Origin of the sequence: Moorena producens 3L, from assembly GCF_000211815.1 — a bacterium.
In the GTDB taxonomy this organism is placed as follows: domain Bacteria; phylum Cyanobacteriota; class Cyanobacteriia; order Cyanobacteriales; family Coleofasciculaceae; genus Moorena; species Moorena producens.
In genome coordinates this window covers 1-26,108 of sequence record NZ_GL890954.1, presented here as the reverse complement: position 1 = coordinate 26,108, position 26,108 = coordinate 1, and the positions used below count along the sequence as shown (strand labels likewise).

Genomic DNA, 26,108 nt, shown 5'->3' with positions numbered 1-26,108 from the left:
GGAATAAAGTAAATTGGGATTATTCATTTACCGGTCGAATAGGAACTTGAACTTCACTGCGCTTTAGGGGTTCCGGAACAAAGGGAGAATCATAAAAAAAGCGACGGGGTGTACCAACGACTGTATACTCCGAGTGTTGGGCTAACCATTCCTTCAACTGCTCAATACTCTGTTGGTAGCTGATATAACTATAGCTACCTTTGATCCCAAGGCTCACTACTGTCATCGGTGCTATGTCTTCTACCTTAATATTCCTTTCAATCTGCTCAGGAGTGATATTACGGCGGTGGTATAGAAATGATACATAAGCCTCACCAACCTGAGCAAAGGAACCTCCCTGACTAGTTTCTAGGGTACTGATCGGATAACGAGTCTCTACCGGAGCAGTCATGGAAATATCGTTAGAGCTAATATGGCGGTACAGGGTGCCAAAAGCACGATTAGCTGCCTCAGACAGTTCCCCAGAGTAGGGTACTGTGGCAGCGCGATAGGCAGGGTAGTGTTTGATTTCGATTTTGCCAGCTGGGGTAGGAGGTGGAAACCCTTCTGGTAAGGGAGCAGAGGCAGCACTGAACACTCTCCATCCCAGTAAGACAATTGCCAGTAAGCCTACAGGCAAGAGAAATTTGGATAGCTTCATCAGGGAGTAAAATTAACTAACAGTGAAAGGTAAGCATTCAGCGTGTCGCGTATCAGCGTGTCGCGTATCAGCTTTGTGGCACAGGCTTCGACGCTGTGACGTAACGAATGCTTACGATCAATATTAGTTTCATATAGCGTTTGTATTTAAGATGTAAACTTAGGAGGTCTTTTTTTATGTAAGCATTCAGCTAATGCGCTACGCGCACGCTACTTGAGGTGCGGTCAGCGGTCAGCTAATCAACGGGAGGTAGCAAACAAGCTTACGGTTCTAGTACGGCTGGTTGAAAATCCCTGCTCGTTAGCACCTTAAGTAGTGGGCGTTGCTGAATAGGGAATGAATAGGAGTGGGGTGCGCATCATGCCTGCCCCCAAATATCAGGAACGGGCAAGATGCCCATTCCACAGGTGCGACCCGTGGCGAATTTAATAATTAGATGCGGAAAGCGCACCTAAAAACTCTTCAAATCATTCCATTATTAAGCAACGCCTAAGTAGTGTGCCCATAGCGCATAACCTGATGGCTGATGGCTGATGGCTGATAGCTGAATGCTTACGCTATAACTAATGAATTACTGGTTGATGAAGTCGGAACCACAAGTCTATAGCATCACTGATCTGGAAAAAGAAGGGAAAACAATTTGGGATGGGGTTCGTAATTACCAAGCTAGAAACTTTCTGCGTGAAATGAAAGAGGGAGACTTAGCTTTTTTTTACCATTCCAACACTAAACCCCCTGGAATTGTGGGCTTAATGGAAATTATTAAAAGTGAAGTCGTTGACCCAACTCAGTTTGACCAAACTAGCCGTTACTATGACCCCAAATCAAGTGTTGAATCTCCTCGGTGGCATACTGTGCTAGTGCAATTTGTCGAGGTTTTTCCCCATTTCCTAGAGCTTTCAACCCTTAAACAGGAATTTAGTGACCAAGAGCTATGGGTTACTAGACGTGGAAATCGACTCTCGGTGATGCCAGTTTCTCAGGCAGTAGCTCAGAAAATTCTAGAGATCAGTCAAGCTACAAACCCAAGTCAAAGGTAATATTTCAGGCAGATGAATGATGGATTAGAATATTTAATGACCCCTATGCTAGAGAATGTCAAGCATGTCAAAAATACTGTAAGATGATCAACTTGTCACGAGCAGTACAATGGCGACGACGCCTACGAGTTTGGGGGTTATTAACTATAGCAATGTTCTTGTGTGGCTGGCTGCTAATTAATACTCTGAGATTGCAGGCAGCAGCATCAGCACCTGTGGATACGTTCTTTGTGCTAGGGGGGAGTATTCGTCGAGAAATCCATGTTGCTGAATTAGCCAAACAGTACCCAGACAAGCGAATTCTGATTTCTCATGGATCCCCAGACCCCTGCATTTGGCTAATTTTTAAGCGGGAGATGGCATCTTCGGAACAGGTTTGGTTAGAAAAGTGTGCCAATTCTACCTTTGGTAACTTTTTCTTTAGTATCCCAATTTTCCAGCGGTGGGGTGTTCGTAAGGTCAAGTTAATTACCTCTGGCACCCATGTACCACGGGCTCAGTGGATGGCGCAAATTCTACTGGGAGCTCATGGGATTTGGGTAGAGACAGATTTGGTGCAAGAGAAAGGTATTCCTGGTAATTCAGAATCCCCTCTCAAAACTGGGATAGACATTGCTCGCAGCTTGGTTTGGGCGCTACTGTCTCAAGTCATTCAACCCCGATGCTCTGATCTAATCCAACTCACGGATGTAGACATAGAGGCTTGGCGTGAGTCAGGTTTCAAGTGTGAGCATCAGGGGGGAGATTTGATCTCTACTGTCAGCCGTGCAAACCAAAAACAGCAAGGTTCGTTGTTGAAGCAAGAATCCCCGTCTCTGAGCGAGCGGGGAGTGTCAACATTAACCCAAAGGTTCAACTGGGTCGTCACTTGACTATGCGCTTCCAGGGAGCAAAGCCATTTTCAACACCTTTAAGACTAGCAGCCAAGCTGGGGTAATGTCGGAGCACAACACTTATGAAAGTGTTCTTTTCAATCCAGTCCAGACCGAATTGAGTATAGATTTCGGCAGTGTAATCCTTGGTAAAGAAGCGATCGCTTTTCAGTCGTCGGGATGCCATCAGGATGAATATCCGAAAGGCGGTATCGCTGAAACCAAATCCCTTGGGAGGATTTTCGGCAAACATACCTATCATTAGGTCTACACTATCGATATCATTGTTGTAAACTTCCCGCAATTCTTTCGCCCATTCTGGTTTCTCAGTGATTTCCTCGAAGGATTTAACTCGATCGCGACCAATTAGTTCCCGGAACTGGTTGTAACGGGGAACCCCTCGCTCCCGATCTCGGAGGATATCTACAGCAGCTAAGTCAAATACTTCACCGTTGTCCCTTAGTAGCTGCTGCAATTTCTTTGGATAATTGTAAAGGGTGACAGCACCTGGGTGGCTGATTCCAAAGGAGTAGAATAAATCAGCTATATCTACCTGTTCTAGAATGGCACGTGAGCGCTTGCCAGACACTTCAAAAAAGTCTTTTGTCAGCAGCTCTTTACCGTCTTTAACCGAGTAAAACGGGAATTCATCGGGGATGAGGGGATGCATCCGATACACAGAAACGAATTCTTCGGTGAGGTAGAAGGGAGCACCATGGTGGTCAGTAGATGAGCCGATAATGCCGCTGACTGCTTCACTGTCCCCAAGACGCCCAAAACGATTTTTGAATTCCTGACCTAATAGACCCCACCAATTAGCTCTCATGGCAACTTGCACGGCGGGATGCCCCAGGATGCCCGGAGTCCATTCCACAGTATGAATTTTAGCTAGCAAGGCAGCATTAATCAGTCGAGCGTGGTCGAACAGGTCATCATCTGTCCAGTCAGGGTATTGTTTTTTCAGATGATCACAGATAGTGTTGTGCTCTTTGACGAACAGGATATGCAACATGCTCAGTCCTATCCACCAGTTATCGTCAAAGCCCACAATATCGATTCCGTTCTCTGGGTTGACAGGTAACAAACCGTCATCACCAATGATCATCTTACCATCGACATGGCTACGCACCTTATCGATAGTTTCCTGATAACTGCCATAGATTTGGGAAGCATCCCACCAGTGAGTTTCTCGGTTGATAAAGGTTGGGGGATTGTTGGTATCGTCTTCAGAACGAGTGGGGTCTTTTGGAGTTGTTTCGATTTCCAGAGGTCGATGCTCTTCGGGCCAGGGGTCATCCTGTTCCAGAGGAATCTCGATTTTCTCCTGGGATTCATTATAGCCATGAGAAAACCAATCGTGGGTCTGGAATTGAATCCATGCTGCAGCTGTTAGGTTTAAGGTCGAAGCTGGTACAAATTCATCCCGCGTCAATAACTTCCGACTGATAGTACGGGGATTGGGATTGAGTAAATTCTTTTCGTCGGGGTAGGCGTATTTCAGCGCTACATTGCGTCCAAAGCGGGTGCCAGCCATACCCATTTTAGGATCATTGGGGTCATTAAATGAACCATCTGCTGTGCGAATTTTCAGATGGCGACCATCAGGACTAGGAGTCGGTTCAGGGGGCTCCCCTTTTGTGGGTAATTGGGAAGTATCGTGCAGGTTTTCTTCCCGCATATTATCCCGGAATTTATTTAATTTTAATAGGGCTAGAGGAGTAGGGAACTCATGCCAAGGTTTCTTTGTCATTGTGCTAATTCCTTTAGTTATTACCGAGGGATTTAATGTTTTAGGTTTGGAGTGTCAGGAATTCTCGTGGGAGCTTACTAATCACTCCTAAGCCTAGGTGAATAAGACTGGGCATGATCTTAATTCACCGTTGTCTAGCTCTTTCTATTTCTCAGTTTTTTATGTTCATCATAACTCATTAATTTATAAATTAAAGAGGATGACCTAATAAATTTAGTGTTGTCTAATTGTCTAGAATTGACAGTACCCATCTGGGGTACTCTTTGCTGATCACTGAACTGTCAATAAATTTCACAGTCAAGGGTCAAGGGTTAACAAATTGGATATCCTTTTCTTGGAAGTACGCTGGTAGAGGGTCTCGGGAGAGTACATTGGTTTTGGATGTCAGCTGCTGCTGGTCGAGGAGAATTGCGATCGCACTCTTACACACAAACAGGATCAAATCCCTTCCGGGACAAGTACGAGATCCTCTCAGAAACAAATTGGAGTAAGTCGAATTGTCATGATCCCTCGGATCTAGCCACCGTTGAGGTACAAACGAATCGGTGGATGGGTCTCGTGACCGTTCCCGTTGCATAATCGGGAAAAAGTGCAGAATTTCCATGTCTGGGGGAATACGGGTGTTATTATACCTGTCGCCAGCTGTTGTGATGTGAAAGGTTCTGGTCACTGGAGGGAACAAACGACCAGTTTCCAACAAACAAGCTTCTAAATAGCTGAGTTTAGCAATGGTTGAGGCTTGCTCCAACGAACCTGTTTTCTTGATTTCCTGTCGCACCCGTTCCAGCACCTTTGGTCTAGAGGTAATCATAGTCAGGGTTCTCGCCAGCAAGTCAGTCCCTGAACCAGTAAAAGTAAACATCCAGTGGGGGATTTGTTGTAGGAGTTCCTCTTCGGTAGTGTAGGGCTTTATGCCATGAGCCATAGACAACAGAGAGGGCTTTTCAGACGCTTCGCTGCCTTCCCAAAGCTGCTCAAGAGTTTCATAAAATTTTTCTAAACGCTTAGTTTCAAACCTTCCCAATACAATCCGCTTGATCGGATTTCCCACCATTGAGAATAACACCTGTATATCCTTGACCAACCGCCCAGGAGCAACATTTTCCCCAAACACGATGCCAAGCATTGCCTCACCCATACATTTCCGGATATCCTCAATGTTGGATACTGGCTTTGAAAAAGCATGATGTACCTGTTCGAGGAAAGCCTGTTGGTACTGGTGCTGGCAACCTGTGCCAAGCACTCCCTCGTTATAAGGTCTCAGGCGCTGCCACTGTTGATCATGGCTGATAGTGAGGGCGTTGGGAGCAAGGAAAGACATACCATCCTTCTTGAGATTGCCTTCGATATAGCCTTGGCTGTCCGGTGGGTCTTGTAAAATGTGGTCTGATAAGTCACGCCCAGATACTAGCAACACTTTCTTGAGAAGAAAGTTTAGAATGACATTTTTACTACCATAGCGTTTGATGACATCACCAATCCAACCCCCTAATACTTTTTCAAGGTCGAAACCACGGGGGTTACGGATAAAGCCACTGGCTAGATTACCCAGAAGCCGTAACAAGTCGAGTACATTGGTAGAAGGGTAGGTGTTCATTATTCATTGCTCATTGTTTCGTTGACAAATCTTACTTGAGGCTTTACTGAGACTTATCCAGTAAGCATTCAGCCGTCAGCCGTGAGCTAAAAGCTCACGCTACTTGAGGTGCGGTCAGCTGACGTAACAGAGATTAAACCAATGCTTACTTGTTTTATTCAAAAGCTGAGAGCCGATAGCTGATAGCTGATAGCTGATAGCTGATAGCTGATAGCTGATAGCTGATAGCTGATAGCTGAATGCTTACCATATCCATTGCTTCTATTTTCCTTAAGGCTATCAGCTTAAGCCAGAATTTCTCAATCCACTCCCTAATCAGAACTAGTGGCTACTTTCTTGCATGCTTCTCACCACTTGGGTTACTAGATTTCGGGGCATAAATCTTATACTGAGGGCAAGCAACTGGTTTTTGAGACCAGGCACAACAACAGTTCGATTTTTCATCAGACCAAGATAGCCAATCCTAGCAACAGTTTCAGCAGTCATAATCTTTTGTCCACTAACCAGCTTAGAGTCTTCCATGTTTGCCCGAGCTTGAAAACCCGATTCTGTTGGTCCTGGACACAGAGTAGTTACCGTCACCCCTGAACCCTTGAGTTCATTGGCAATTGCCTCGGAAAAGGATAGGACATAGGCTTTCGTGGCATAATATACTGCCATCAACGGACCAGGCTGAAACGCTGCTGTGGAGGCAATATTTAAAATTTTTCCATACTGTTGTTGCACCATAGCTGGCAGAAATAATTTGGTCAAATGGGTCAGGGCTACTATGTTTAGCTGCATCATGGCTAGTTCAGTAGCCAGGTCTGTTTCAGCAAAAGCTCCATAGGTAGCGAATCCAGCGTTGTTGACTAGTGCATCAACCTTGATACCTTCCTCTTGGAGCTGGTCAAAAATCTCCTGTGCAGCTCCTGGAACTGACAAATCCTTCGGAATAACCCTGACGAATGTCCCAAATTTTTCCCTAAAACCCTCGGCTAGTTGAGATAGTTTCGACTCACTTCTGGCGACTAACACTAACTTGTAGCCATCGCGAGCAAATAACTTGGTAAATTCATAACCAATTCCACTGGATGCACCAGTAATCAGAGCCGTTTTCGGACGATCCTTTACCTGATTTTTTTGATTCATTTGAGGTGTATGTTTACAAAAATTAACCCAGAAAATCTTGAAGAATTATTTCGATAGCCTTTCCAAAGGAATTGGAAACAAGTATGACAGTTTTTTTCATTACAAAAAATCCCTAGACACTTGATTAGCTCTTGCCTTTTGAATCTTGCCTTTTGCCTTTCCCTAAGGGATTATGTTCACAAATCAAATGGAAATGCTATGTAGGTTATAGTTATCCACTAGTAGTTGTAACTTAAATTACATTTTAAGCAGATCACCAGATCCTAGGGCAATCAAAAATCAAGCCAATAAAGCAAGCAAAGGGACTCTAGTTGAGGTATAGCATACTTTTGATAAATTTAGGGAGAATGGGGGCGCTAGCTGAGGTAGGTGGTTCAGCTGCCAAAAATCTCTCTATTGCCTTGATAGTTATCCTCACAGGGAGCTTTTCCAAAACCGGATTGTTGTTAAAAAACTTAATAATCATGAAATATCAATGGTTGTTAAGTCATAATGGAAAGTGTTGGAAATTATAGTTTTTCGAGGAGAGACTTAACAACATCCAACTGGGGAGCAAGATTTTGTCAGGACTGACCCAAAATTGGCCAACAAACGCCCTTATACAAATTTGTGATAGTTCAATGACTCCTCCCCCAACCTAAAGCAAGGGGATGGGGTCAAAGGGGATAGTCACTGACAGTAATTTATTCCTAGCCTAGGGACAGCGTATAACAGAGAATCGGGCATCAGACCAAATAAGCGTCACAAAATAGAAAGGACAAAAGACAAATGACATCCTTATTGTTATTTACTCTCAATAAGAGCATTAAATAGTTTTCCTAAAAAAATATTCGGCCAGCATCTGGAATGCTAGGCATTGAGCTTGTAGCTTGCTTTATTCCAACAAAAGCCAAGATTCAACTAAATCAAATGGAAAAGGATATAATTTTTGAACCTTTGGAGTTCCGAAACTTGACCCTAAAGAATCGGATCTTTCGTTCTAATATCTCTGGTCGATTTGACAACTATGATGGTTCCGGTAACCAGGCACGGATCAATTGGGAAGAGAAATTTGCCCGAGGCGGCGTCGGTGCAATCGTCTCTTCCTTTACACCGGTCCAAATCCGAGGACGAATTTTACCTAACTATGCCACGATTGACCGCGATGATAGAATTCCTTTCTGGCGCAAGGTCGGGGAGAAAGTACATGAATATGACTGTAAGTTTTTGATGCAACTGAGCCACTCTGGTCGTCAGCGGGATGTTGGTGGTGTGGAGAATTTGCATAATAAGGGTCTTAGTTCAACCAGTGAAACTGAGTCATTTCATGGGCTGGAGTGTCAGGCAATGACACGCAAGGAAATCAAGGAAATGATTCAGGCATTCGCTGATGGTGCCAGACGAGCTCGTGAGGCAGGACTTGATGGGGTAGAACTTCACAGTGCCAATGGCTATCTGATTACCCAATTTCTGAGTTCAGGCATCAACGACCGCAAGGATGAGTATGGCGGTTCTCTGGAAAATCGAGCTCGTTTCTTGCTGGAGATTATCCAGGGAATACGCAAGGAGGTAGGAAACGATTTTCACCTCCAGGCAAAAATCAGTGCAGTGGAATACAACGATGCTGTGATTCCTTGGGATAAGCCTGGGAATACCCTGGAAGACTCTATCCAAATCTGCAAGTGGGTCGAGGAAGCTGGAGCAGATGCCCTTCATATATCCACTGGAAGCTTATTTCCCCACCCGTTGAACCCACCCGGTGAGTTTCCCCGGGACGAAGCATCCCGATGGTACGAGATCATGCTCGGAAGCGGTATCTATACCTTCCGCAATTACTTACTGTTCCGGTATAGATTCCTATTTCCCATCTTCTTGTTCTTGTGGAACCGAGTTTACAGAAAGGGTTCGACTCAGCCGATAATCGGCAAAGATGTACAGGATAAAGCCTTGGACGACTCCTTCCGGGAGTTTGTATCAAGTCAAACCATGCAGGAACTCCTAGATAAATACCAAGGTATTAGCATCAGTGATGCTCGGGAAATCAAAAAGCATGTCAATATCCCAGTCATCTGCACGGGAGGTTTTCAGCAAGCATCTTACATCCGTGAGGCGATTAGTGAAGGATTCTGTGATGCAGTTAGTATCGCCCGTCCTCTGGTTGCCAATAATGACCTAGTCCAGCAGTTTCAGCAAGGAAAAGACTTGCCAGAACGACCCTGCACCTACTGCAACAAGTGCTTGGTCAATGCCCTACAAAACCCCCTAGGCTGCTACGATGTGCGCCGATATAATGACGACCACGACAAAATGATTGAACAGGTGATGACTGTATTTGATCCACCGCCATTCTCCTAATTCTTAATTATATTGGTAAACAACGAGGAATAAAAACCTTTTGTAAGAAACATTTTTGTTTCTTTACATGTTATAGAGAATGCGATCGCGTAGCGTAGCCCTTCGGGCTAATCGCTTTCCTCGAACGCTTTTTTCTATAGGAGTTAGGATGTTACGGTACATAGGTTGAGGGGGCACGGCTGTGTACCCCTACAAATGGCGTTCATTTTTGGATACAAGGGTAAGTCTTGATCTACTCAGGACTGAGCACTGAACACTGACGCACTATTTTATAGATCACAGCTAAGAAACTTATGAGTGAATCAGAAAACCCAACCCTACTCAAGGGTGCTTTCAAAAGCTTAAAGCGGTTTTGGCTTCTTATTATCGGAGTTGTACTGGTCATCACCCTAGTGATAGCTTGGCCGTTGATATCCAACTCCCCAGTTAGATATGCAGATATTAATGACCACTTTAAGTATGGTTCCATCGGCAGCGAGCCAGTGAATGGAGTTCCCTACTGGATCTGGAAAGTACTGCCAGCAATTTTCCCAGATAAGCTACCCGGTGAGGGTTATGCTTCATTAGGCTTTATCTATGAACCAGGACAAGACAGACCCATCGGCTTTTCAAAGCGTCGGATGTTCGTTGACCGTGTTGGTTTAAATTGTGCAGTCTGCCATGCTGGTACAGTGCGAGATACCCGCGATAGTACACCCCGGGTAATCACCACCATGCCTTCCAATACGGTCGATCTATCGGGCTACATCAAGTTAATCTCCGAAGTAGCATTTGATCCACGATTCAACGCTGACCGGATTTTGGCAGAGATTGCAGCCCAAGGGGAAAAGTTCAACCCGATCCAGAAATTGATTTATCGCTACCTGGTTATTCCCCAGACTCGGGATGCTTTAATTGCTCAGGGTAGCCTACTCGCCTTTTTAGATAACCAACTTGATCGCGGTCCTGGGCGGGTGGATACTTTTAATCCCTATAAATCCCTGCAATTTCGCTTCCCAATGGATCAGTTAGATCCTGATGAACTGATTGGTGGTGCAGATTTTCCCTCCATCTGGAATCAGAAGCCTCGTGAGGGTTTGCAGTTGCACTGGGATGGTGATAACGACTCGGTGGATGAGCGGAACCTGAGCGCTGCTTTGGGTGCAGGGGTCACACCAACCACGGTAGATTTGGATGGGATTCAACGGGTTGCTGATTGGCTGTGGGAATTACCACCCCCGCCCTATCCCTATGAAATTAACCAGAATTTGGCAGCAGTGGGTAAGCCAATTTATGAAAACAACTGCGCCAGTTGCCATGCTTTTGGTGGTTCAAAGGTTGGCAAGGTAACACCTATTGAAGAAATTGGTACAGACCGATATCGCCTGGATTCCTACACCTATGAACTACTTTCTAACCAAAATACCCTCTTTGTTGGCACACCAAGGCGTTTCAAACATTTCCGCAAGACTAATGGCTATGCCAATGTGCCCCTAGATGGAATTTGGCTACGAGCTCCCTATTTACACAATGGTTCAGTACCAACTCTCAGAGACTTGTTAGAAACCCCCGAAAACCGACCCAAAGAATTCTATCGAGGTGATGATGTTTTCGATCAGCAAAAGGTTGGTTTTGTTTCCGATGTAGCCGAGGATAATACCAAGGAATTCTTTAAGATTGATACAACAATTCCTGGCAATTTAAAGAGTGGTCACCTGTATGGAACTGACCTCTCTCCAGAAGCAAAAGATGCCTTAGTAGAGTACATGAAGACTCTTTAGTAAGGGATAAATGTCAACAATTATGGACAACAAAAATCAACCAATACATTAAACAAAGAGATTAAAACAACAGATTCAAGCAAGAGGTAAAATGAACACTTACGCTAAATGGTTTGGTCGTGTGGTATGGCTTGGCCTCATTATCAATGTGGTGTTTTTTGTCATTCCCTTATTGTTCTTCCCAGAAGTCATGCTTTCGTTATTAAAAATGCAAATTCCAGTGCCGATTATCTGGGTACGTGCTGCAGGGTTGCTGTTGCTGGAAATCAGTATTTTATACATTCCTGGTGCCATGGATCCCTATCGCTATAAAGCAACAGCTTGGATGTCGATATTGGTCACACGAGGTGGTGGAGCTACGTTTTTTATAACGGCTGTCTTGTTATTTGGTCAAGATCTGGGATTTCTGAGTATCGCTTTGGTTGACCTTGTCTTCGCAGTTATCCAAGGAATTCTATTATTCCTTGCCCTGCAAACTCAACAACCCTTTATTTTAGAAACAGCCAAGGGATTATCCTAACTTTTAGGGAATAGTAATACTTATCACCTAGCACTGCACTCACCACTATCTAGCAGTAGGGAGAACAATAACGTTATGGAAATGGTGAAGACGAAATTAGGGAAAATACTAATAACGATTGTGATTAGTATTTTCTTGCTGGCTGGAGTTGTAGCCTATGTGGGATGGTACAATCTATTTCGAGAAGACCCCAATCCTCCCACTTATTACGATTATGAGTCGCCAGAAGAACACTTCAAGTATGGTTCCATTGGCACAGAAAATGCTGAAGGTGTACCGTATTTAATTTGGCTGGTGCTTCCCCGGATATTTCCAGACCAACTACCAGGACCTGGTGGTTATACGTCTTTGGGAATTACCTGGGAAGAGGGGAAAGAATTGCCCATTGGCTTTTCTAAAAAAACTATTGGTTTTCCCCGTCAGGGCATAACTTGTGCTGCCTGTCATACGGCTACATTTCGCGAAAATCCTAAAGATAAACCTACCATTATTTTAGGAGGACCCTCAAGTAAGTTTGATTCTCAAGGCTACCTCCGATTTCTGCAAGATTGTGCCAATGACCCACGATTTACAGCAGACTATATTCTTGGAGAAATTGGATACAATTATGAACTTTCTTGGTTTGATAAACTACTTTATCGCTATGTAATTATTCCTCAGACCAGGAAATCAATTCTGGAACTTGGGGAAGGATATGCTTGGATGGATTCCCGTCCGGACTGGGGACCTGGTCGAATCTCTCCATTCAACCCTGGCAAGTTTCGATACTTAGAACAGCCTCTAGATGATTCTGTTGACAACTCCGACATGATGTCGATTTGGAATCAAAAGATGCATGAAGGATTTGCCTATCATTGGGATGGCTTAGAAACGTCACTAACGGAAACCATCCAGACTGGGGCAATCGGGGATGGTGCTACTAGGAAGTCGATTAATATCGAAGGTTTAAAGCGGGTAGAAGATTATATTACTGAATTACCTCCTCCCCCATATCCTTTTGAGGTTAATCAAACATTGGCAGCAAAAGGTAGTGAGATTTTTGCTAATACCTGTGCATCCTGCCATGCTTTTGGTGGAGAACGGACAGGAACTGTTATTCCTATCGATGAGATTGGTACTGACCGCAACCGCTTAGATATGTGGACTCAGGAAGCAGCTGATGCTTATAATGAGTACGCTGAAGGCTATGAATGGGACTTTGACTACCTGCGTAAGACTAATGGTTATGTGGCAGTAGCCCTTGATGGACTTTGGCTAAGAGCTCCTTATCTCCATAATGGTTCGGTGCCTAATCTAACAAACTTACTGGAAACTCCTGAAAACCGGACGAAGGTATTTTACCGGGGATATGATGTCTATGATCCCGAAGAAGTCGGCTTTGTCTCGGAGGGCGCAAATGCTGAGAAGGAGGGTTTCAGATACGATACTAGCGTTATAGCTAACGGTAACCAAGGACATATTTATGGCACTGATTTACCTGAACAGGATAAGAAAGCCTTGATTGAGTATCTCAAAACTCTGTGATCTCCTTGACTGTCTAGAGCACTAGCATATGGGGGAGTTTATCTGCCCCATATGCAGCAATTAAACTAATTGTCTTTAGTGATATCTTTCACTTTCAGTTAAACGACAGTATTCTATATAACAATTATCAAAATAACCAAACTTTTTTTGGGCGACTCTACAAGCTAAAAACTAGTATTTTATTGTTTTTTCTACCCTCTTAAGTAATTCAATTCTCAGTGATTTGATTTAAGCGATCGCAAATCCCTCTTAGTTCGGTTTGATTACACACTGGATCTCGTGGTGCTGGCAATTCTGTGTTGGGCCATGTGGGTAGATCAAAACAGGGACAACAGGTTGGTGGTATCCCAGCCGTTTTAATGGCTAAAGGCATATCACAACGGGCACAAGGCAGTATATCCCACTTGGGTGTTAATAAATCCGCAATTGCTGGCTCAGTTCCTTCCAGGTAACAATCACCAGTCTCTGGTGAAATAGCTAGCTGCCAAATAGTTTCAAATTCTTGGCTGTAGTGCTTGCCATTTGTGAATGATTGCGGCTGCATAGCTGAAAAACCATTGCGCATCACAACTTTTTTGCCTAACTGGAACCAGTAGGTGAGATAGCGTTTGACTTGTGATTCAGATGCCATGGTTTTGTTAGTAGTTAGTTTTAATCCGTTAATGAACGACTGAGCTAGGAGGCTTCTTCTCCACTGCCGGTATCTTTCCCCTCTTGCGATGGATTTAATTAGGTTTGAGGTGATTCGCCAACAGTACCATTATAGGGTAATGGTTGACCCAGGGTACTGAGATTAAGCACATGACCACCGGTGACTAAGTAGACTGGATTAGCCAAGTGCCCCAAATAACGCACCACATTTCCCAAGCGATCGCGAAATGCCCTACCCATAGGATAAGCTGGAACCACTCCCCAGCCAGCCTCTTCTGCAACAAAAATTACAGAACCTTTAACCTTGGTCAAACTATTCCATAAGTTTTGTAAGGTTTGCTGCCAAACAGTATCATCCTGTTCTAGGCAATTGGCAACCCAGGTTCCTAGAGAATCTACTAACAGGCAGTGATTGATGTCAGAATAGTTGGTAATTGTTGTTGCCAAGTCCAGTGGTACCAAAAGGGTTGTCCACGAACTGGGGCGTCGCTGCTGATGTTTTTCAATCCGAGCCAGCCACTCTGGATCATCCGGGTTGGTTGTGGCAGTAGCGACGTATATTACCGATTTGCCAGTCTGCGTGGCCAGGGTTTCTGCCCACTCGCTTTTGCCAGACCTGGATGGTCCGGTGACTAAAATTAAATTACTGCTCAATTTTGTACTGGTAAATTTAGTAGTATTCAAGGCTATTGGGAGTTATCTTCGCTTTAGTCAAAATTAATAGACCCTATCGTCGAGAATAATGGGCATCTTAGCCCTTGACATCAACTATATTTACTCACAAAATCAGTCTTCATGAAATCCAAATTGCGACGGATCGAGACAACACTAAATCAGTTAGCAAAAGCTAGTGCCACTGATTCATCACAACCATCCCCAGCTGTGGCTGATCAAACTAATCACCAACAAGCAGGTGTAGTAAGTCGTAGAAATAAAAAGGAACCTTCTTTCTCTATGGCAGTACAACCGTTCCCCACTCGCCAGGATGAACAGAAGATACCGACTCTGCCTAGATTGAAATACCCTAAACTGGGAAACCATCGCCATGGTGCTAACCCAGCTTTGGCAATGAATCTGTTGCAAGACATTGAGGGAATTGTTCTGGGTTGGCAGCAGGAACTGCACAAAATCCTCCTTCAAATTCAAGACCTATACCTAGAAGGCCCAATTGTTGATGGTTGGTTAGAGTCTCAAGGGAGTCAACCCCAAGATGCCATAGGAACCGTAAGACTAGCCAATGGTGACCGGATGATGGACTATGTGGATGAAGGAGTTGAGCAATCGAATACTAATGTTACGTATCAATCTCCTCGTACTGGTTACCGTCTTTGTGGCTTGGATGAGCAGGGTCAATCTTGGTCAAGGTCTTGTCCAGCGGATCAGGTTCCCAGTGTGAGCATGGCCATCGCTCGTTATCAAAAACTGCGACAACTGTTAATTCGGAAAAAATACCTCGAAGATCGCCTCAGTCAACTAGCAGAAACATTAACTGTGATGCACTCTCAGCTGAATAAGCCTTAATTAAAGGTTTGCGATTGACCTTTGCTCACGCTTCGCAATGAAGCGAACGCGCCCCGCGTGGCCTACGGCCTCAGCTTCCGCGCTTTTGCGATCGCACTCACTATGGGCCGATCACTATGAGCCGATGCTTTGGCAGCTAAAAACTACCTGGAATCTCTCTAACAAAGCCCAAATGGGGTTCGATGCGACCTGTAGTCATGCTCACCCAAGCTAGTCCTTCGGAAGTTCCGATCCACAACTTGTTACCAGTATTAGGAGCTAATGCCAGAATACGACTAGAAGGTAGCTTGCCTAGTTTAGCCAACACTTCTCCACTGTCTCGTTTAATTTTAAATAAGCCATTATCTGTACCAACCCAAACATTACCATCTAGATCAAACTGGACAGCAGTGACATTACGTCCTCTTAGGGGAGTTACAGACCTGAACACTTCGTAAGTGTCTGGGTTAATCACCAGTAAACTATTAGGAGTGCCAGCCCATAGCATTCCCTCCGGTCCTCTGGTCAAGGTTTGCACCGTGTTTCCTGGTAAATCCTTGATGCGAGCGATCACAAAAGCACTAGCAGTATCCACTCGCACTAGCCCTTCTAGAGTGCCCACCCACAGCTGACCCTCTTGATCTAGAGTCAGAGCATTGGCACTGACACCGGGTAATTTTTGTAACGTTGTCATCAACAATCCCTGGTCAGGGCTAATCAGAGCCAGACCGCGATCGCTTCCCACCCAAAGATAGCCACGAGTGTCAATCAACAGGGACAACACATTATTAGACGGTAAGGTAAAGTTTTGGGCATTAATTTCATTATTACGGGGGTCTATACGCAATAGTCCTTCATAGGTTCCTACCCAAATCCGCCCTACCCGATCCTGAGCTATCGCACCAACAGTGTAATTGGGGAGACTTAGGCGAGTGCGGATTTTTCCAGTATTAGGGTCAATTCTAGTTAATCCTAGCCAAGAGCCCACCCAAAGCTCACCAGTAAAATCTGGTTGCAAGGCAGACACCCGAAAATCCGCTGGCAGGGGCTGGGTTTCTTGCCTGAGGCGTTGATCAGGCAAAGGTCTAGTTGGGGGCGGAGGGTTTCTAAGGGACGTGGGGGGGGATACCTCTTTGTTTACTGAGTCAGTGGATAACTGTGTTTGAGCGATCGCTGTTGAGAAATGGTTGTTTGGCTCACTGTCTGGGATTGACACAGGTAAGATTTGCCCCAGCAGTGTAGCACTGACTACCAGACCGATACGGTTAGTTAACCGATTAGTTAACCGGTTAGTTAAGCAGTTAGTTAACCATGCCATTATTTCCAGCATCTTCTTGATTAAGCCTTTAGTTGATCACGACTGGGTGCATCTCATATTTGAAAATGTTGCGTAGGATACGTAGGGTGCGTTAGGGGGGATTGCCATCATATTCAACTTCGTAGCCAGTAGCCCCGTAACGCACCACCGAAGGGCTCGCCGTCATTTTCAGCCTCGTAGCCAGCCTTGGGAAAGTCTGCCCCGTAACGCACCACGGGGTCAAACACCAAAAATGAGATGCATCCATCAGGACTTACCCTTGCATCCGTTGCTCAATCCTAATTTTAGGGGCGATTGTCGGGGCGCAATGGTTGCAGCCTCACGATCTATCGCGCAACTGTTCAAGTTTTATTTATCTGGTTTTGTTTTCTAAGCCCGCTGCCCAACCTTGTCAAGGAACCTATTATAGTCAATTTTATCGTTTTTGTTACAAAAATGTGATAAATATTTACATTGAGTGACGTTATAAGAGGAGCTGATACATTCCTAAAGAATATTTGAGGTTCAAGTGATCCCATTACCTGCTATATTTCAAAATGATTAAGAAATCCTGAATTGCCTTAGCGACTTGACCCACTAGCGACCTTGTACCAATCAGCGGAGCAGTCGGGTAAGTAAGTAAAGCTACAGGTAATCCCCAACATTAGCCACAAACAGGTGATTGTGGAATCGGTGTTGTGCCCTTCTTCAGGCTTAGACAACAAGCCTAGATGGGTTGTGTGTTCTCTTAGCTAGGAGCAACACACAACACTAAGAAAAGAAAATCTCTTCTAGCGATAGCAACATTCAGTAGTTCCTAAGGAAGCAACGCATGTCTTACTCATCAACCAGGACTCAGACAAAAGCTGGCTACGATGCCGGTGTAAAAGACTATAAATTAACCTATTATACGCCAGATTATACTCCAAAAGATACGGATATTTTGGCAGCGTTTCGCGTAACACCGCAGCCTGGTGTACCTCCGGAAGAAGCCGGTGCAGCGGTTGCAGCTGAGTCTTCTACGGGTACCTGGACAACAGTTTGGACTGACTTGCTGACTGACCTAGACCGTTACAAAGGTCGTTGCTACGACATCGAACCAGTACGTGGGGAAGACAACCAGTTCATCTGCTTTATTGCCTACCCACTGGATCTGTTTGAAGAAGGCTCAGTCACCAACATGCTGACCTCCATCGTGGGTAACGTATTTGGTTTCAAAGCTCTGCGAGCACTGCGTTTAGAAGACTTGCGGATTCCCATTGCTTACCTCAAAACCTTCCAGGGACCACCCCACGGGATTGTTGTAGAGCGGGACAAGTTGAATAAGTATGGTCGTCCTTTGCTCGGTTGTACCATTAAGCCCAAGCTAGGTCTATCCGCTAAGAACTACGGTCGTGCAGTATATGAGTGCTTGCGCGGTGGTCTGGACTTCACCAAAGACGACGAAAACATTAACTCCCAGCCCTTCATGCGCTGGCGCGATCGCTTCCTGTTCGTAGCAGACGCAATCCACAAATCCCAAGCTGAAACTGGCGAAATCAAAGGTCACTACCTCAACGTCACTGCTCCCACCTGCGAGGAGATGATGAAGCGGGCTGAGTTTGCTAAATCACTCAACATGCCCATCATCATGCACGACTACCTCACTGGTGGCTTTACCGCCAACACCACTCTGGCTCGTTGGTGCCGTGATAATGGGGTTCTGCTGCACATCCACCGCGCCATGCACGCTGTGATTGACCGTCAGAAACACCACGGTATGCACTTCCGTGTCTTGGCTAAGTGCTTGCGCATGTCCGGTGGTGACCACCTCCACTCCGGTACTGTAGTCGGTAAGCTTGAAGGTGAAAAAGGTATCACCATGGGCTTCGTTGACCTGATGCGGGAAGACCACATTGAGCAAGACCGCGAACGGGGTATTTACTTCACTCAAGACTGGGCTTCCATGCCTGGTGTAATGCCAGTGGCTTCTGGTGGTATTCACGTTTGGCACATGCCTGCGCTAGTCGAAATCTTTGGTGATGATTCCTGCCTACAATTCGGTGGTGGTACTCTAGGTCACCCATGGGGTAATGCTCCTGGTGCTACTGCAAACCGGGTAGCTCTAGAAGCTTGTATTCAAGCTCGTAACGAAGGTCGTAACCTGATGCGTGAAGGTGGTGACGTGATCCGGGAAGCTGCTAAGTGGAGTCCTGAGTTGGCAGTTGCTTGCGAACTGTGGAAGGAAATCAAGTTCGAGTTCGAGGCAATGGATACAGTCTGATGCAGTTTGAGCTGTGAAGTTTGAAGTATGAAACGCCATACTTTAGACTTCATACTTTTTCCAAACGACTGGGTTCAACCATGGATTTAAAACGAGTTGCGAAAGATACAGCCAAGGTGCTGGCTAGCTATATGACCTATCAAGCACTGCGGACAGTGGTAAACCAGTTAAGAGAAACCGACCCTCCCCGAGCGCTTTGGCTACAGTCTTTTTCCTCACAACAAAGTATCCAAGATGGAGACGCTTATCTTGAGGAATTACTGCAGGCTAAACCTGAATTAGCCTTACGGATTATGACTGTGCGGCAACATATCGCAGACGAAGTGGCCGAGTTCTTACCTGAAATGGTTTGCACTACTATCCAGCAGTCGAATATAGAACATCGGCGTCAGCATCTTGAACGCATCACGCAATTCACTCTTCCAGATAACCCAACTAATTCTGAGCAGAAAACTGATTCGGACACCTAATTGGTTCAACCGAAGACGTGACCTGGTATTCCCCAAATTTCATACCTATACTTCAACAGAGAATCAAACAGAGCATCAAAATCTATGAAAACATTACCAAAAGAGCGTCGTTACGAAACCCTTTCCTACTTACCTCCCCTGAGTGACGCTCAGATTATGCGGCAAGTGGAGTACATCTTAGCAGAAGGTTACATTCCCGCGATCGAGTTCAACGAAAGCTCTGAACCAGAGATTTACTACTGGACATTATGGAAACTGCCTTTGTTCAAGGCTACCTCACCTAAAGATGTGCTAGCTGAAGTGGATGAGTGTCGCTCTGAATACCGCGACTGCTATATCCGGGTTGTGGGTTTTGATAACGTTAAGCAGTGCCAAGTTCTTAGCTTCATCATTCACAAGCCCAATGAAGGTGTTAGCCGCAGCCGTTGGTAACCGCAGCTTTTACTACTAAAGGCTAAGGCATTCATGCTTGCCTGAAATGCTATTATTAGCCCCCCGAGCGAGGGATTGCTCGCTCGGGGGGCTGTTTCATTCTTGACCCTAAAATTCAGGGGTGAGGAAGCCAAAGCCCCTTCTGGTCGGGGTTAGGGGTGAGTCCCATACTCCCAACTCCCGACCCAAATTTAAAAAACCTACTCCTGTGGGGTTCCCGTCAGTCGCGCTTTGCATCAAGATAACCAACTTTATCCAACAGTCAGGACTTAGCAGTTAGAAGTCATAATAGAATATAGCCCTTGGCCAAGGGCTATAGATAGAACCTGGGTTAATTAATAAATTAACAATGACTAACAACGGCTCCAACAGATTAGATCGAATTGAAGCAACAATAGAACAGATGCTAGCTGTTCAACGTGAACTACAAGAAACACAATTAAGGTTTCAAGAGAACCAACAACAACAAGAAAGGATATTAGAACAGATCCTAGCTAGTCAACGTGAACTACAAGTTGGTCAACGTGAACTACAAGTTGGTCAACGTGAACTACAAGTTGGTCAACGTGAACTACAAGAAATACAATTAAGGTCTCAAGAAAAGCAACAACGACAAGAAAGGATATTAGAACGATTAATTGGATATAGCATCACCCAAGAATCTGACAAATTAGATTTAGAGGAAAGAATGAATGCCTTAGAGCAAAGAGTTAAAGGTTTAGAAAATCGGTGAATGACTTACACTAACTTGGCTCTAGTGGTATCTTTTTCTAGGCCAAGTCTCGTTAGCGATCTGGCATAGAACCTCTCATCACACCTCCAGGAAGAGAAATTATTGGCACTTGACCGGTAGGAACACTCTCAGGAGTAACTCCAGCAGAAGTAACGCTAGAGGAATCATCAGGATTGATGATAATACCAAGCATCCGAAATACTGTTTGGTTTTCGTCTGGTGAGTCTGAAATTGCTCTGACAAAGTTGTTTCTGACATCCAAGGATTGGTTCGCAGTAAATTCTGTAGTTCCAACGTTGAAAGTAAACACAGAATCGGGCAACCCACCAATATGAGCCCCACCCATGGACGACGAAACGACAGGGTCCATAACATTAAAAGTAAAGTTTCCTAGAGCATCAAGCTGACCCGGAAAACTGATCATCATAGGTGCAGCACTAGGAGAGCGAAAACCTGGTGAAAGGATGGGAATAGTTACACCACCAGCAGGGTTATTAACATTAACATTAAGAATGGCATCAGCATTGATACCTGGTCTTAAGGCAGTGCCAATTTGGGTATCTGTGCTTCCTCGATCAAGCAGAGGGTCACTGACTCCATTGAGAGCATTTTGTAAGAAAGATTTTATTTTTCGGATATCCCGACGACAGTCTATGTCTATTATTCCTGCTGGGGCTTGTGATTGTTCTGTTTCAGAAGGGTTGGTTGAGTCAGCTTGAGCAACCCTATTGTTGGTACAAGTTCGGTTATTGCTGGGTACTTCGTCTGCTTTGACAATATTGCCCAAAGTACTATTGAAACTGTAAAAGCATATTCCGACTAAAAAAGCTTGTCGAATAAATTGCCAAGAATATTTGTGCAGTTTTAACATAAGCTATCCTGTTTTAGAAACGAAAAGTGGCACGGAGTACACCGATATAAATATCGTTGTTTTCTTCTATATGTCCAGGATCAGTAACCATAAAAAATCCTGGAGTAATATAGATATTGTTGCTAAATTTGTGGCGATAGAAAATTTCATAGTGAATTGAAGTGGCGTTATCTTCTCCTAAAAGTAAACCATTGCCGTTCTCTAATTTTAGAGGTTGACCAATGATTAAGCCTAGTAAACTTCCTTCTTGACCAAAAGGATCTGAAAAGGCTAAGGAAAGCAAGTAAGTGCTGGCATTAGCAAAATCATCTGATGCCAAAGCATTAGTGAAGGTATATCCTCCCCAACCCGCAAAGGTAAGGTTATCAGTAAAACGCCACTGTAAGCTACCGCCCACAGCATGGGTCTGAGTTTCTTGAAGCAGTAGACTAGAAGTATCAGCGTTAAAGCTACCTGCGAAAGTATTTAACTGACCATCATTGGCGTAGGCATTAATATAGTGTAGTCCAGCCGCCATGTTATTGGCTGGGGTAAACAATAATTGCACTCCTAAAGCACTATGATCTGGACTAATAAAACCCTCACTAGGGCTACTGCTATTCCGGGTTCCGTAAGCAACTTGTAAACGGAGTGGATCTGCTACAAACCAGTCTAAACCAACCCCCGCATCGAGAGCGCCAATTTTGAAAAGTGGACTGGCTTCGCCGAAACGAGAGATAGAACCTATACCCACATCCAAGAAGGGACTGTTAGCAGTAAGGACACTACCTAAACTAAAACCGACTGGTTTTATAGTAAAGACAACTCGGTCACTAATGGCAAATCGGTATTCTAAGCTATCTAAAACCACATCATTATCGAGATCGTCTTGGTAAGACAGTAAGGCGGCAAAAGTATTGAGTACATTGGGGTTGGCAAAACCACCATCATCGAAATTACCGGAAGCTAAAACAATACGCAGACGATCTCTGCCTGTGAATGAAGCAACAGTTCCAATGCGGACAAGATAATTAAGAACAATGTTAGCATCTCCTGTGCCTGGTGGATTGCCTCCTTCAGCAGCAGCTAGGCCAAAAATAACTTCTCCTCCAAATTTGACAGTGGTGGAAAACTGATGCTCCTCTAGGAAAGCAACTCGACTGTCTAGGTTATCTACCCGTGTTTTTAGTTGGGCTAATTCTGGGTTAAATTGATTAGCTAATTGTTGTAATGTGGCTAAATCTTCTTCAGAAATACGATTAGCACTTTCAACCGCAACCAGTCTCTCAATCTGTTCCATACAGGCGTTCAAACCTGCGGCAAATTCATAGCGAGTTAAGGCTCGGTTGCCTTGAAAAGTCCTATCTTGGTATCCGGCAATACAACCATAGCGTTCTATTAAACTTCGTAGTGCTTCAAATGCCCAGTCCCCCGGTTGCACATCTTGGAGTTGGACAATATTGGTTACCTGAGTCATGGCTGTGCCATCAATTTCAGGTGATGGTTCCAGGGATGTTGATTGTTCTGGTAGTTCTGGAACTGTTGATGTGGGTTCGCTGAGTTGATCAACCCTGGGACTGACTGGATTGGTCGTTGTTGGTGTATTAACACTCTCGATTTTGTCTAATAAGACTATACCGAGTTCTGCATCAAAATCCTTAAGCAGTCGTTCTAGTCTGGCTCGGTGATGTTGAATAACTGCGTCTTCTGATACGGCGCTATAAGTTTGGGCGATATGCTGTTGACAAGCACTTAAGATAGCAGCAAATTCAGAACGGGTTAAGGCTTCATTGTTTACAAAGGCGCTCTTGTCTGTGGTACAGCCAGAAAACTCAACTAGTTCTCTCAAGGCTTCGTAAGACCAGCTTCCAGGTTGTAAATTGTCGGTTAGTGCCCAGGTTTTGGGGGCAGTTAATAGCAATCCGGTTACTCCTGATAGGAAAAGGAGTAAGAGTTTTTGAGTTTTCATGGTCACTCCTGCACACTGAAAAAAAGTTTAGAGATGGGTTGAGGGTGGCTCTTTTAGTAGTTTTTATTAAAATAAACAGAAAACCAAATCGTCTTTATCCTTGAATTTATTCCCATCTAGTTGGCTTATTTACATTTATCATTCCATTCTAAATCTGATGGATAATCAGTGATACATGATAGTTCGTTGCGCTCAATTATCAAACAACCCAGAAACAATTCATAGAGATCTTCGATAGTATCAGCTTGCCTGGCATTTTCCCTACCTTTAGCAATTAAATCCTGGCTTGGTGGTTTAAAATTTAAGTCATTTTTGCTGAGAGTTGACTTGTTTTGATTAATGAGATAAATAAATTCAGTAATAGGAATACCTGATCCTTTATACTTACTATTTCCTCGTCCGTGAATACCAACCACATAACCATTAGCGTCAAATATTGGTCCCCCACTCATTCCTTTTCTAACCTTACTAAAATAACATAATTTGTAACCTCTTTTGTCGGGACATAAAAATGTTTCTGTAGATACTGTTTCTGGGGGGAAATTTGAGAATATATTAGCTGATAAAAATTTGCGCTCACTGCTAGTTTTTTCATCTTCTGGTGGAGTTGGCCAACCAGAGACAAATAATTGACCAGAATCTGGAATAGTATTTGAATCTTTAAGGGAAGCAACGTAGTATTGATTAGAACTGTAACCCTGAAATTTAATTAGTGCTAGATCTACTCCTTGACCAAATTCTTTTTTGTCAATATATTGAATATCTGAGTCTTTTGAAAAGTGAATACTATGTTTGTCGCCATCCCAAACTACAATCCCATAACAATCAGCTCCTTTTTCAAGCACGTGCTGATTTGTTAAAACATAAAATGTATTATTTCGTTTAGCTATAATTACCCCTGAAGCTTGATTTTCTTTAATTTGTTTCTTTTTTTTGTCTATATTTTTAATAATTTTTGGCTCTGTACAATTCACATTTCCATAACTATCTTCTTCCTCGAAAGTTCCCGAATAATTACCAATAACAACTGTAGTCATTCTGCTAATTGCATTTATATCGTCTTCGCTATATTGATTTATAGATAAAGTTTTTGCATGAGGAGTTATTAGTAAACCTAATGTTGTAGTTATTCCTAAAACAAGCAAAGATAGTTTATGAGTGTGATTCATATTTTTTCCTCAAGTAGCTATTTTTATAGCCGACTAATATCAAAAATTTGACATTGCTGAATTCAAGTATGAATTTAGATCTTATGGTTTTGGTAAATCCCCCTAAATACAATACCCCAACTTTGGGTGACGAAAGAAAGTTTTGTTCCACCCAAAATTGGAGCGCTAGGGGTGCGTAATCATACCCATAATCAGCAACGCCATCTACTTTTGAGATTAGCAAAACTCACCACATTCTGGTGGATTAGGTTCTGGACGCTCAGGTCTTGAAGGTTTATTGTTATAATCTTCTTCTTTTTCCAAATAATCTTCTATATAAACAAGGTGAATCCACATTCTTGTTTCTCCTCCTGTATTATATACAGGGTTAAACTTCGATTCACCTCCTAAGTTACTGATCGCAACATTTATTTGTTCCATATAATCCTCTGGGTTCTTACCATAAGGAACATTAAACAAGTGGTTTTTCCTATTACAAACTAATCCATAAGGGGCTAGACAAATTCTATTAATATTAATATTATTTTCATTTTCATTTTCATTTTCACCTACTTTTCCATGGGTTACACCTAGTCCCTTCAGGTAATAGCCATTATCTTTATACCGATCGTTAATTTTTTAGTTACATGCTCACATCGTTCTTTTGGTGTCCACCCAGTAAATTCTGTAGTCCTCCAAATAATTATTGGTGGGACTTTTTTTCCAGTTCTTAGTCCAACAGCAGTAGTTGTATATGCTTGTCTGTTGGAATCAAATTCACATCGAAATTCCATTTGTGCAGCAGTTCTTCGAGCTAATAAGTTTTGACCAGTAACAGATTGACCAGTTGTTAGAATAAAGCTAGAACAAGCCAAACCTGCTCCTAAGTATTTTGCAATAAATTTTAAATTCATGCTATACTTATCCTTTTAAAATTAACAAAACTCACCACATACTGGTAGCTCAGGTTCTGGACGCTCAGGTCTTGAAGGTTTATTGTTATAATCTTCTTCTTTTTCCAAATAATATTCTATATAAACAAGGGGAATCCACATTCTTGTTTCTCCTCCGGTATTGTATATAGCCCTAGACTCCGATTCACCTCCTAAGTTCCTGATCGCAACATTTATTTGTTCCATATAATCCTCTGGGTTCTTAGCAGAAGAAGGAACATTAAACAAGTGATTTTTCCTATTACAAACAAATCCATGAGGGGCTAGACAAATTATCTTAATCTTATAAGGCTCAATACCTACTTCTCCATGGGTTACACCTAGTCCCTTCAGGTAATAGCCATTCTGAGCATACTGATAGTTTAATTTTTGAGTTACATGCTCACATCGTTGTTTTGGTGTCAACTCACCAAATTCTGTAGTCCTCCAAATAATTATTGGTGGTACTTTTTTTCCAGTTATTAGTCCAAAAGCAGTAGTTACATATTTTTGTTCGTCGTCATCATATTCACATCGAAATTCCATTTGTGGAGCAGTTCTTCGAGCTAATAAGTTTTGACCAGTAACAGATTGACCAGTTGTTATAATGAAGCTAGAACAAGCCAAACCTGCTCCTAAGTATTTTGCAATAAATTTTAAATTCATGCTATACTTCTCCTTTTAAAATTAACAAA

Annotated in this window: 24 protein-coding genes; 11 read left to right on the top strand and 13 right to left on the bottom strand. The window is 43.6% G+C overall.

Going from position 1 to position 26,108, the window contains the following annotated elements; all coding sequences use genetic code 11:
• Nucleotides 1-19: 19 nt before the first annotated feature.
• Nucleotides 20-640 carry a heme-binding protein gene (locus LYNGBM3L_RS24265; RefSeq protein WP_008187952.1) on the bottom strand — a complete coding sequence of 207 codons (621 nt, stop codon included), beginning with the start codon at nucleotides 638-640 and terminating at the stop codon, nucleotides 20-22.
• Nucleotides 641-1,206: 566 nt separating this feature from the next.
• Between LYNGBM3L_RS24265 and LYNGBM3L_RS24260 the strand changes: the two genes are divergently transcribed.
• On the top strand, nucleotides 1,207-1,680 hold the full coding sequence (locus LYNGBM3L_RS24260) for an EVE domain-containing protein (protein ID WP_008187951.1): 474 nt from the start codon (nucleotides 1,207-1,209) through the stop codon (nucleotides 1,678-1,680).
• Between the two features lie 83 nt (nucleotides 1,681-1,763).
• Nucleotides 1,764-2,552 carry a YdcF family protein gene (locus LYNGBM3L_RS24255; RefSeq protein WP_081431920.1) on the top strand — a complete coding sequence of 263 codons (789 nt, stop codon included), beginning with the start codon at nucleotides 1,764-1,766 and terminating at the stop codon, nucleotides 2,550-2,552.
• Here the strand turns inward: LYNGBM3L_RS24255 and LYNGBM3L_RS24250 are convergent.
• The 3 genes from LYNGBM3L_RS24250 to LYNGBM3L_RS24240 all read right to left on the bottom strand — a co-directional run bounded on the left by LYNGBM3L_RS24250 (nucleotide 2,545) and on the right by LYNGBM3L_RS24240 (nucleotide 7,030).
• Nucleotides 2,545-4,302 carry a peroxidase family protein gene (locus LYNGBM3L_RS24250; protein WP_008187949.1) on the bottom strand — a complete coding sequence of 586 codons (1,758 nt, stop codon included), beginning with the start codon at nucleotides 4,300-4,302 and terminating at the stop codon, nucleotides 2,545-2,547. The genes LYNGBM3L_RS24255 and LYNGBM3L_RS24250 overlap by 8 nt on opposite strands.
• 304 nt (nucleotides 4,303-4,606) lie before the next feature.
• Complete coding sequence (locus LYNGBM3L_RS24245; protein ID WP_008187948.1) at nucleotides 4,607-5,899, bottom strand: cytochrome P450; 1,293 nt, start codon at nucleotides 5,897-5,899, stop codon at nucleotides 4,607-4,609.
• 321 nt (nucleotides 5,900-6,220) lie between these two features.
• Nucleotides 6,221-7,030 carry an SDR family NAD(P)-dependent oxidoreductase gene (locus tag LYNGBM3L_RS24240; protein ID WP_008187946.1) on the bottom strand — a complete coding sequence of 270 codons (810 nt, stop codon included), beginning with the start codon at nucleotides 7,028-7,030 and terminating at the stop codon, nucleotides 6,221-6,223.
• A gap of 909 nt (nucleotides 7,031-7,939) precedes the next feature.
• Here LYNGBM3L_RS24240 and LYNGBM3L_RS24235 point away from each other — a divergent pair.
• From LYNGBM3L_RS24235 to LYNGBM3L_RS24220, 4 genes are all read left to right on the top strand, one after another.
• Nucleotides 7,940-9,364 (top strand): NADH:flavin oxidoreductase, encoded by a 1,425-nt coding sequence (locus tag LYNGBM3L_RS24235; RefSeq protein WP_044494623.1) that lies wholly within the window; start codon nucleotides 7,940-7,942, stop codon nucleotides 9,362-9,364.
• A gap of 293 nt (nucleotides 9,365-9,657) precedes the next feature.
• On the top strand, nucleotides 9,658-11,124 hold the full coding sequence (locus tag LYNGBM3L_RS24230) for a c-type cytochrome (protein ID WP_008187943.1): 1,467 nt from the start codon (nucleotides 9,658-9,660) through the stop codon (nucleotides 11,122-11,124).
• A gap of 91 nt (nucleotides 11,125-11,215) precedes the next feature.
• Nucleotides 11,216-11,644 carry a hypothetical protein gene (locus LYNGBM3L_RS24225; RefSeq protein ID WP_008187942.1) on the top strand — a complete coding sequence of 143 codons (429 nt, stop codon included), beginning with the start codon at nucleotides 11,216-11,218 and terminating at the stop codon, nucleotides 11,642-11,644.
• Between the two features lie 75 nt (nucleotides 11,645-11,719).
• Nucleotides 11,720-13,168 (top strand): c-type cytochrome, encoded by a 1,449-nt coding sequence (locus tag LYNGBM3L_RS24220; RefSeq protein WP_008187941.1) that lies wholly within the window; start codon nucleotides 11,720-11,722, stop codon nucleotides 13,166-13,168.
• Nucleotides 13,169-13,376: 208 nt separating this feature from the next.
• On the opposite strand, the gene LYNGBM3L_RS24215 is transcribed toward LYNGBM3L_RS24220, so the two are convergent.
• Nucleotides 13,377-13,799 (bottom strand): hypothetical protein, encoded by a 423-nt coding sequence (locus LYNGBM3L_RS24215; protein WP_008187940.1) that lies wholly within the window; start codon nucleotides 13,797-13,799, stop codon nucleotides 13,377-13,379.
• A 98-nt stretch (nucleotides 13,800-13,897) separates the two neighbouring features.
• A complete protein-coding gene (cobU, locus tag LYNGBM3L_RS24210; RefSeq protein ID WP_008187939.1) occupies nucleotides 13,898-14,503 on the bottom strand; it encodes a bifunctional adenosylcobinamide kinase/adenosylcobinamide-phosphate guanylyltransferase in 606 nt (201 codons plus the stop codon).
• Nucleotides 14,504-14,614: 111 nt separating this feature from the next.
• Between cobU and LYNGBM3L_RS24205 the strand changes: the two genes are divergently transcribed.
• The gene (locus tag LYNGBM3L_RS24205; RefSeq protein WP_008187938.1) at nucleotides 14,615-15,340 is read left to right on the top strand and encodes a hypothetical protein; all 726 of its coding nucleotides are present in this window, start codon (nucleotides 14,615-14,617) and stop codon (nucleotides 15,338-15,340) included.
• 136 nt (nucleotides 15,341-15,476) lie between these two features.
• On the opposite strand, the gene LYNGBM3L_RS24200 is transcribed toward LYNGBM3L_RS24205, so the two are convergent.
• Complete coding sequence (locus LYNGBM3L_RS24200; RefSeq protein ID WP_193374715.1) at nucleotides 15,477-16,637, bottom strand: ligand-binding sensor domain-containing protein; 1,161 nt, start codon at nucleotides 16,635-16,637, stop codon at nucleotides 15,477-15,479.
• A gap of 811 nt (nucleotides 16,638-17,448) precedes the next feature.
• Between LYNGBM3L_RS24200 and LYNGBM3L_RS24195 the strand changes: the two genes are divergently transcribed.
• From LYNGBM3L_RS24195 to LYNGBM3L_RS24180, 4 genes are all read left to right on the top strand, one after another.
• Nucleotides 17,449-18,879 carry a form I ribulose bisphosphate carboxylase large subunit gene (locus tag LYNGBM3L_RS24195; protein WP_008187936.1) on the top strand — a complete coding sequence of 477 codons (1,431 nt, stop codon included), beginning with the start codon at nucleotides 17,449-17,451 and terminating at the stop codon, nucleotides 18,877-18,879.
• A gap of 80 nt (nucleotides 18,880-18,959) precedes the next feature.
• Entirely contained in the window at nucleotides 18,960-19,349 is a 390-nt protein-coding gene (rcbX, locus tag LYNGBM3L_RS24190) for a RuBisCO chaperone RbcX (RefSeq protein WP_008187935.1), read from the top strand.
• A gap of 84 nt (nucleotides 19,350-19,433) precedes the next feature.
• Nucleotides 19,434-19,781 (top strand): ribulose bisphosphate carboxylase small subunit, encoded by a 348-nt coding sequence (locus LYNGBM3L_RS24185; RefSeq protein ID WP_008187934.1) that lies wholly within the window; start codon nucleotides 19,434-19,436, stop codon nucleotides 19,779-19,781.
• Between the two features lie 349 nt (nucleotides 19,782-20,130).
• On the top strand, nucleotides 20,131-20,514 hold the full coding sequence (locus LYNGBM3L_RS24180; protein WP_008187933.1) for a hypothetical protein: 384 nt from the start codon (nucleotides 20,131-20,133) through the stop codon (nucleotides 20,512-20,514).
• 52 nt (nucleotides 20,515-20,566) lie between these two features.
• On the opposite strand, the gene LYNGBM3L_RS24175 is transcribed toward LYNGBM3L_RS24180, so the two are convergent.
• The 6 genes from LYNGBM3L_RS24175 to LYNGBM3L_RS24145 all read right to left on the bottom strand — a co-directional run bounded on the left by LYNGBM3L_RS24175 (nucleotide 20,567) and on the right by LYNGBM3L_RS24145 (nucleotide 26,079).
• Nucleotides 20,567-21,385 carry a hypothetical protein gene (locus tag LYNGBM3L_RS24175; RefSeq protein ID WP_008187932.1) on the bottom strand — a complete coding sequence of 273 codons (819 nt, stop codon included), beginning with the start codon at nucleotides 21,383-21,385 and terminating at the stop codon, nucleotides 20,567-20,569.
• Nucleotides 21,386-21,398: 13 nt separating this feature from the next.
• Nucleotides 21,399-23,333, bottom strand: a complete 1,935-nt coding sequence (locus LYNGBM3L_RS24170) for an iron uptake porin (protein WP_008187931.1) — start codon at nucleotides 23,331-23,333, stop codon at nucleotides 21,399-21,401.
• A gap of 125 nt (nucleotides 23,334-23,458) precedes the next feature.
• Nucleotides 23,459-24,502, bottom strand: coding sequence for a S1 family peptidase (locus LYNGBM3L_RS24165; RefSeq protein WP_044494597.1), 1,044 nt, complete (start codon nucleotides 24,500-24,502; stop codon nucleotides 23,459-23,461).
• A 216-nt stretch (nucleotides 24,503-24,718) separates the two neighbouring features.
• The gene (locus LYNGBM3L_RS24155; protein ID WP_008187928.1) at nucleotides 24,719-24,961 is read right to left on the bottom strand and encodes a hypothetical protein; all 243 of its coding nucleotides are present in this window, start codon (nucleotides 24,959-24,961) and stop codon (nucleotides 24,719-24,721) included.
• 119 nt (nucleotides 24,962-25,080) lie between these two features.
• Nucleotides 25,081-25,395, bottom strand: a complete 315-nt coding sequence (locus LYNGBM3L_RS24150; protein ID WP_008187927.1) for a COP23 domain-containing protein — start codon at nucleotides 25,393-25,395, stop codon at nucleotides 25,081-25,083.
• Between the two features lie 21 nt (nucleotides 25,396-25,416).
• Complete coding sequence (locus LYNGBM3L_RS24145; RefSeq protein WP_008187926.1) at nucleotides 25,417-26,079, bottom strand: COP23 domain-containing protein; 663 nt, start codon at nucleotides 26,077-26,079, stop codon at nucleotides 25,417-25,419.
• Nucleotides 26,080-26,108 lie beyond the last annotated feature (29 nt).

Bases quoted from the DNA above. Each gene is read 5' to 3' on its own strand.
- LYNGBM3L_RS24170 (WP_008187931.1), bottom strand. From the start codon at position 23,333: ATGAAAACTCAAAAACTCTTACTCCTTTTCCTATCAGGAGTAACCGGA.
- LYNGBM3L_RS24145 (WP_008187926.1), bottom strand. From the start codon at position 26,079: ATGAATTTAAAATTTATTGCAAAATACTTAGGAGCAGGTTTGGCTTGT.
- LYNGBM3L_RS24185 (WP_008187934.1), top strand. From the start codon at position 19,434: ATGAAAACATTACCAAAAGAGCGTCGTTACGAAACCCTTTCCTACTTA.
- LYNGBM3L_RS24225 (WP_008187942.1), top strand. From the start codon at position 11,216: ATGAACACTTACGCTAAATGGTTTGGTCGTGTGGTATGGCTTGGCCTC.
- LYNGBM3L_RS24260 (WP_008187951.1), top strand. From the start codon at position 1,207: ATGAATTACTGGTTGATGAAGTCGGAACCACAAGTCTATAGCATCACT.
- LYNGBM3L_RS24240 (WP_008187946.1), bottom strand. From the start codon at position 7,030: ATGAATCAAAAAAATCAGGTAAAGGATCGTCCGAAAACGGCTCTGATT.
- LYNGBM3L_RS24220 (WP_008187941.1), top strand. From the start codon at position 11,720: ATGGAAATGGTGAAGACGAAATTAGGGAAAATACTAATAACGATTGTG.
- LYNGBM3L_RS24250 (WP_008187949.1), bottom strand. From the start codon at position 4,302: ATGACAAAGAAACCTTGGCATGAGTTCCCTACTCCTCTAGCCCTATTA.
- LYNGBM3L_RS24195 (WP_008187936.1), top strand. From the start codon at position 17,449: ATGTCTTACTCATCAACCAGGACTCAGACAAAAGCTGGCTACGATGCC.
- LYNGBM3L_RS24215 (WP_008187940.1), bottom strand. From the start codon at position 13,799: ATGGCATCTGAATCACAAGTCAAACGCTATCTCACCTACTGGTTCCAG.
- LYNGBM3L_RS24165 (WP_044494597.1), bottom strand. From the start codon at position 24,502: ATGAATCACACTCATAAACTATCTTTGCTTGTTTTAGGAATAACTACA.
- LYNGBM3L_RS24245 (WP_008187948.1), bottom strand. From the start codon at position 5,899: ATGAACACCTACCCTTCTACCAATGTACTCGACTTGTTACGGCTTCTG.
- LYNGBM3L_RS24175 (WP_008187932.1), bottom strand. From the start codon at position 21,385: ATGTTAAAACTGCACAAATATTCTTGGCAATTTATTCGACAAGCTTTT.
- LYNGBM3L_RS24180 (WP_008187933.1), top strand. From the start codon at position 20,131: ATGACTAACAACGGCTCCAACAGATTAGATCGAATTGAAGCAACAATA.
- LYNGBM3L_RS24235 (WP_044494623.1), top strand. From the start codon at position 7,940: ATGGAAAAGGATATAATTTTTGAACCTTTGGAGTTCCGAAACTTGACC.
- LYNGBM3L_RS24265 (WP_008187952.1), bottom strand. From the start codon at position 640: ATGAAGCTATCCAAATTTCTCTTGCCTGTAGGCTTACTGGCAATTGTC.
- LYNGBM3L_RS24230 (WP_008187943.1), top strand. From the start codon at position 9,658: ATGAGTGAATCAGAAAACCCAACCCTACTCAAGGGTGCTTTCAAAAGC.
- LYNGBM3L_RS24150 (WP_008187927.1), bottom strand. From the start codon at position 25,395: ATGAATTTAAAATTTATTGCAAAATACTTAGGAGCAGGTTTGGCTTGT.
- LYNGBM3L_RS24255 (WP_081431920.1), top strand. From the start codon at position 1,764: ATGATCAACTTGTCACGAGCAGTACAATGGCGACGACGCCTACGAGTT.
- LYNGBM3L_RS24200 (WP_193374715.1), bottom strand. From the start codon at position 16,637: ATGGCATGGTTAACTAACTGCTTAACTAACCGGTTAACTAATCGGTTA.
- LYNGBM3L_RS24205 (WP_008187938.1), top strand. From the start codon at position 14,615: ATGAAATCCAAATTGCGACGGATCGAGACAACACTAAATCAGTTAGCA.
- rcbX (WP_008187935.1), top strand. From the start codon at position 18,960: ATGGATTTAAAACGAGTTGCGAAAGATACAGCCAAGGTGCTGGCTAGC.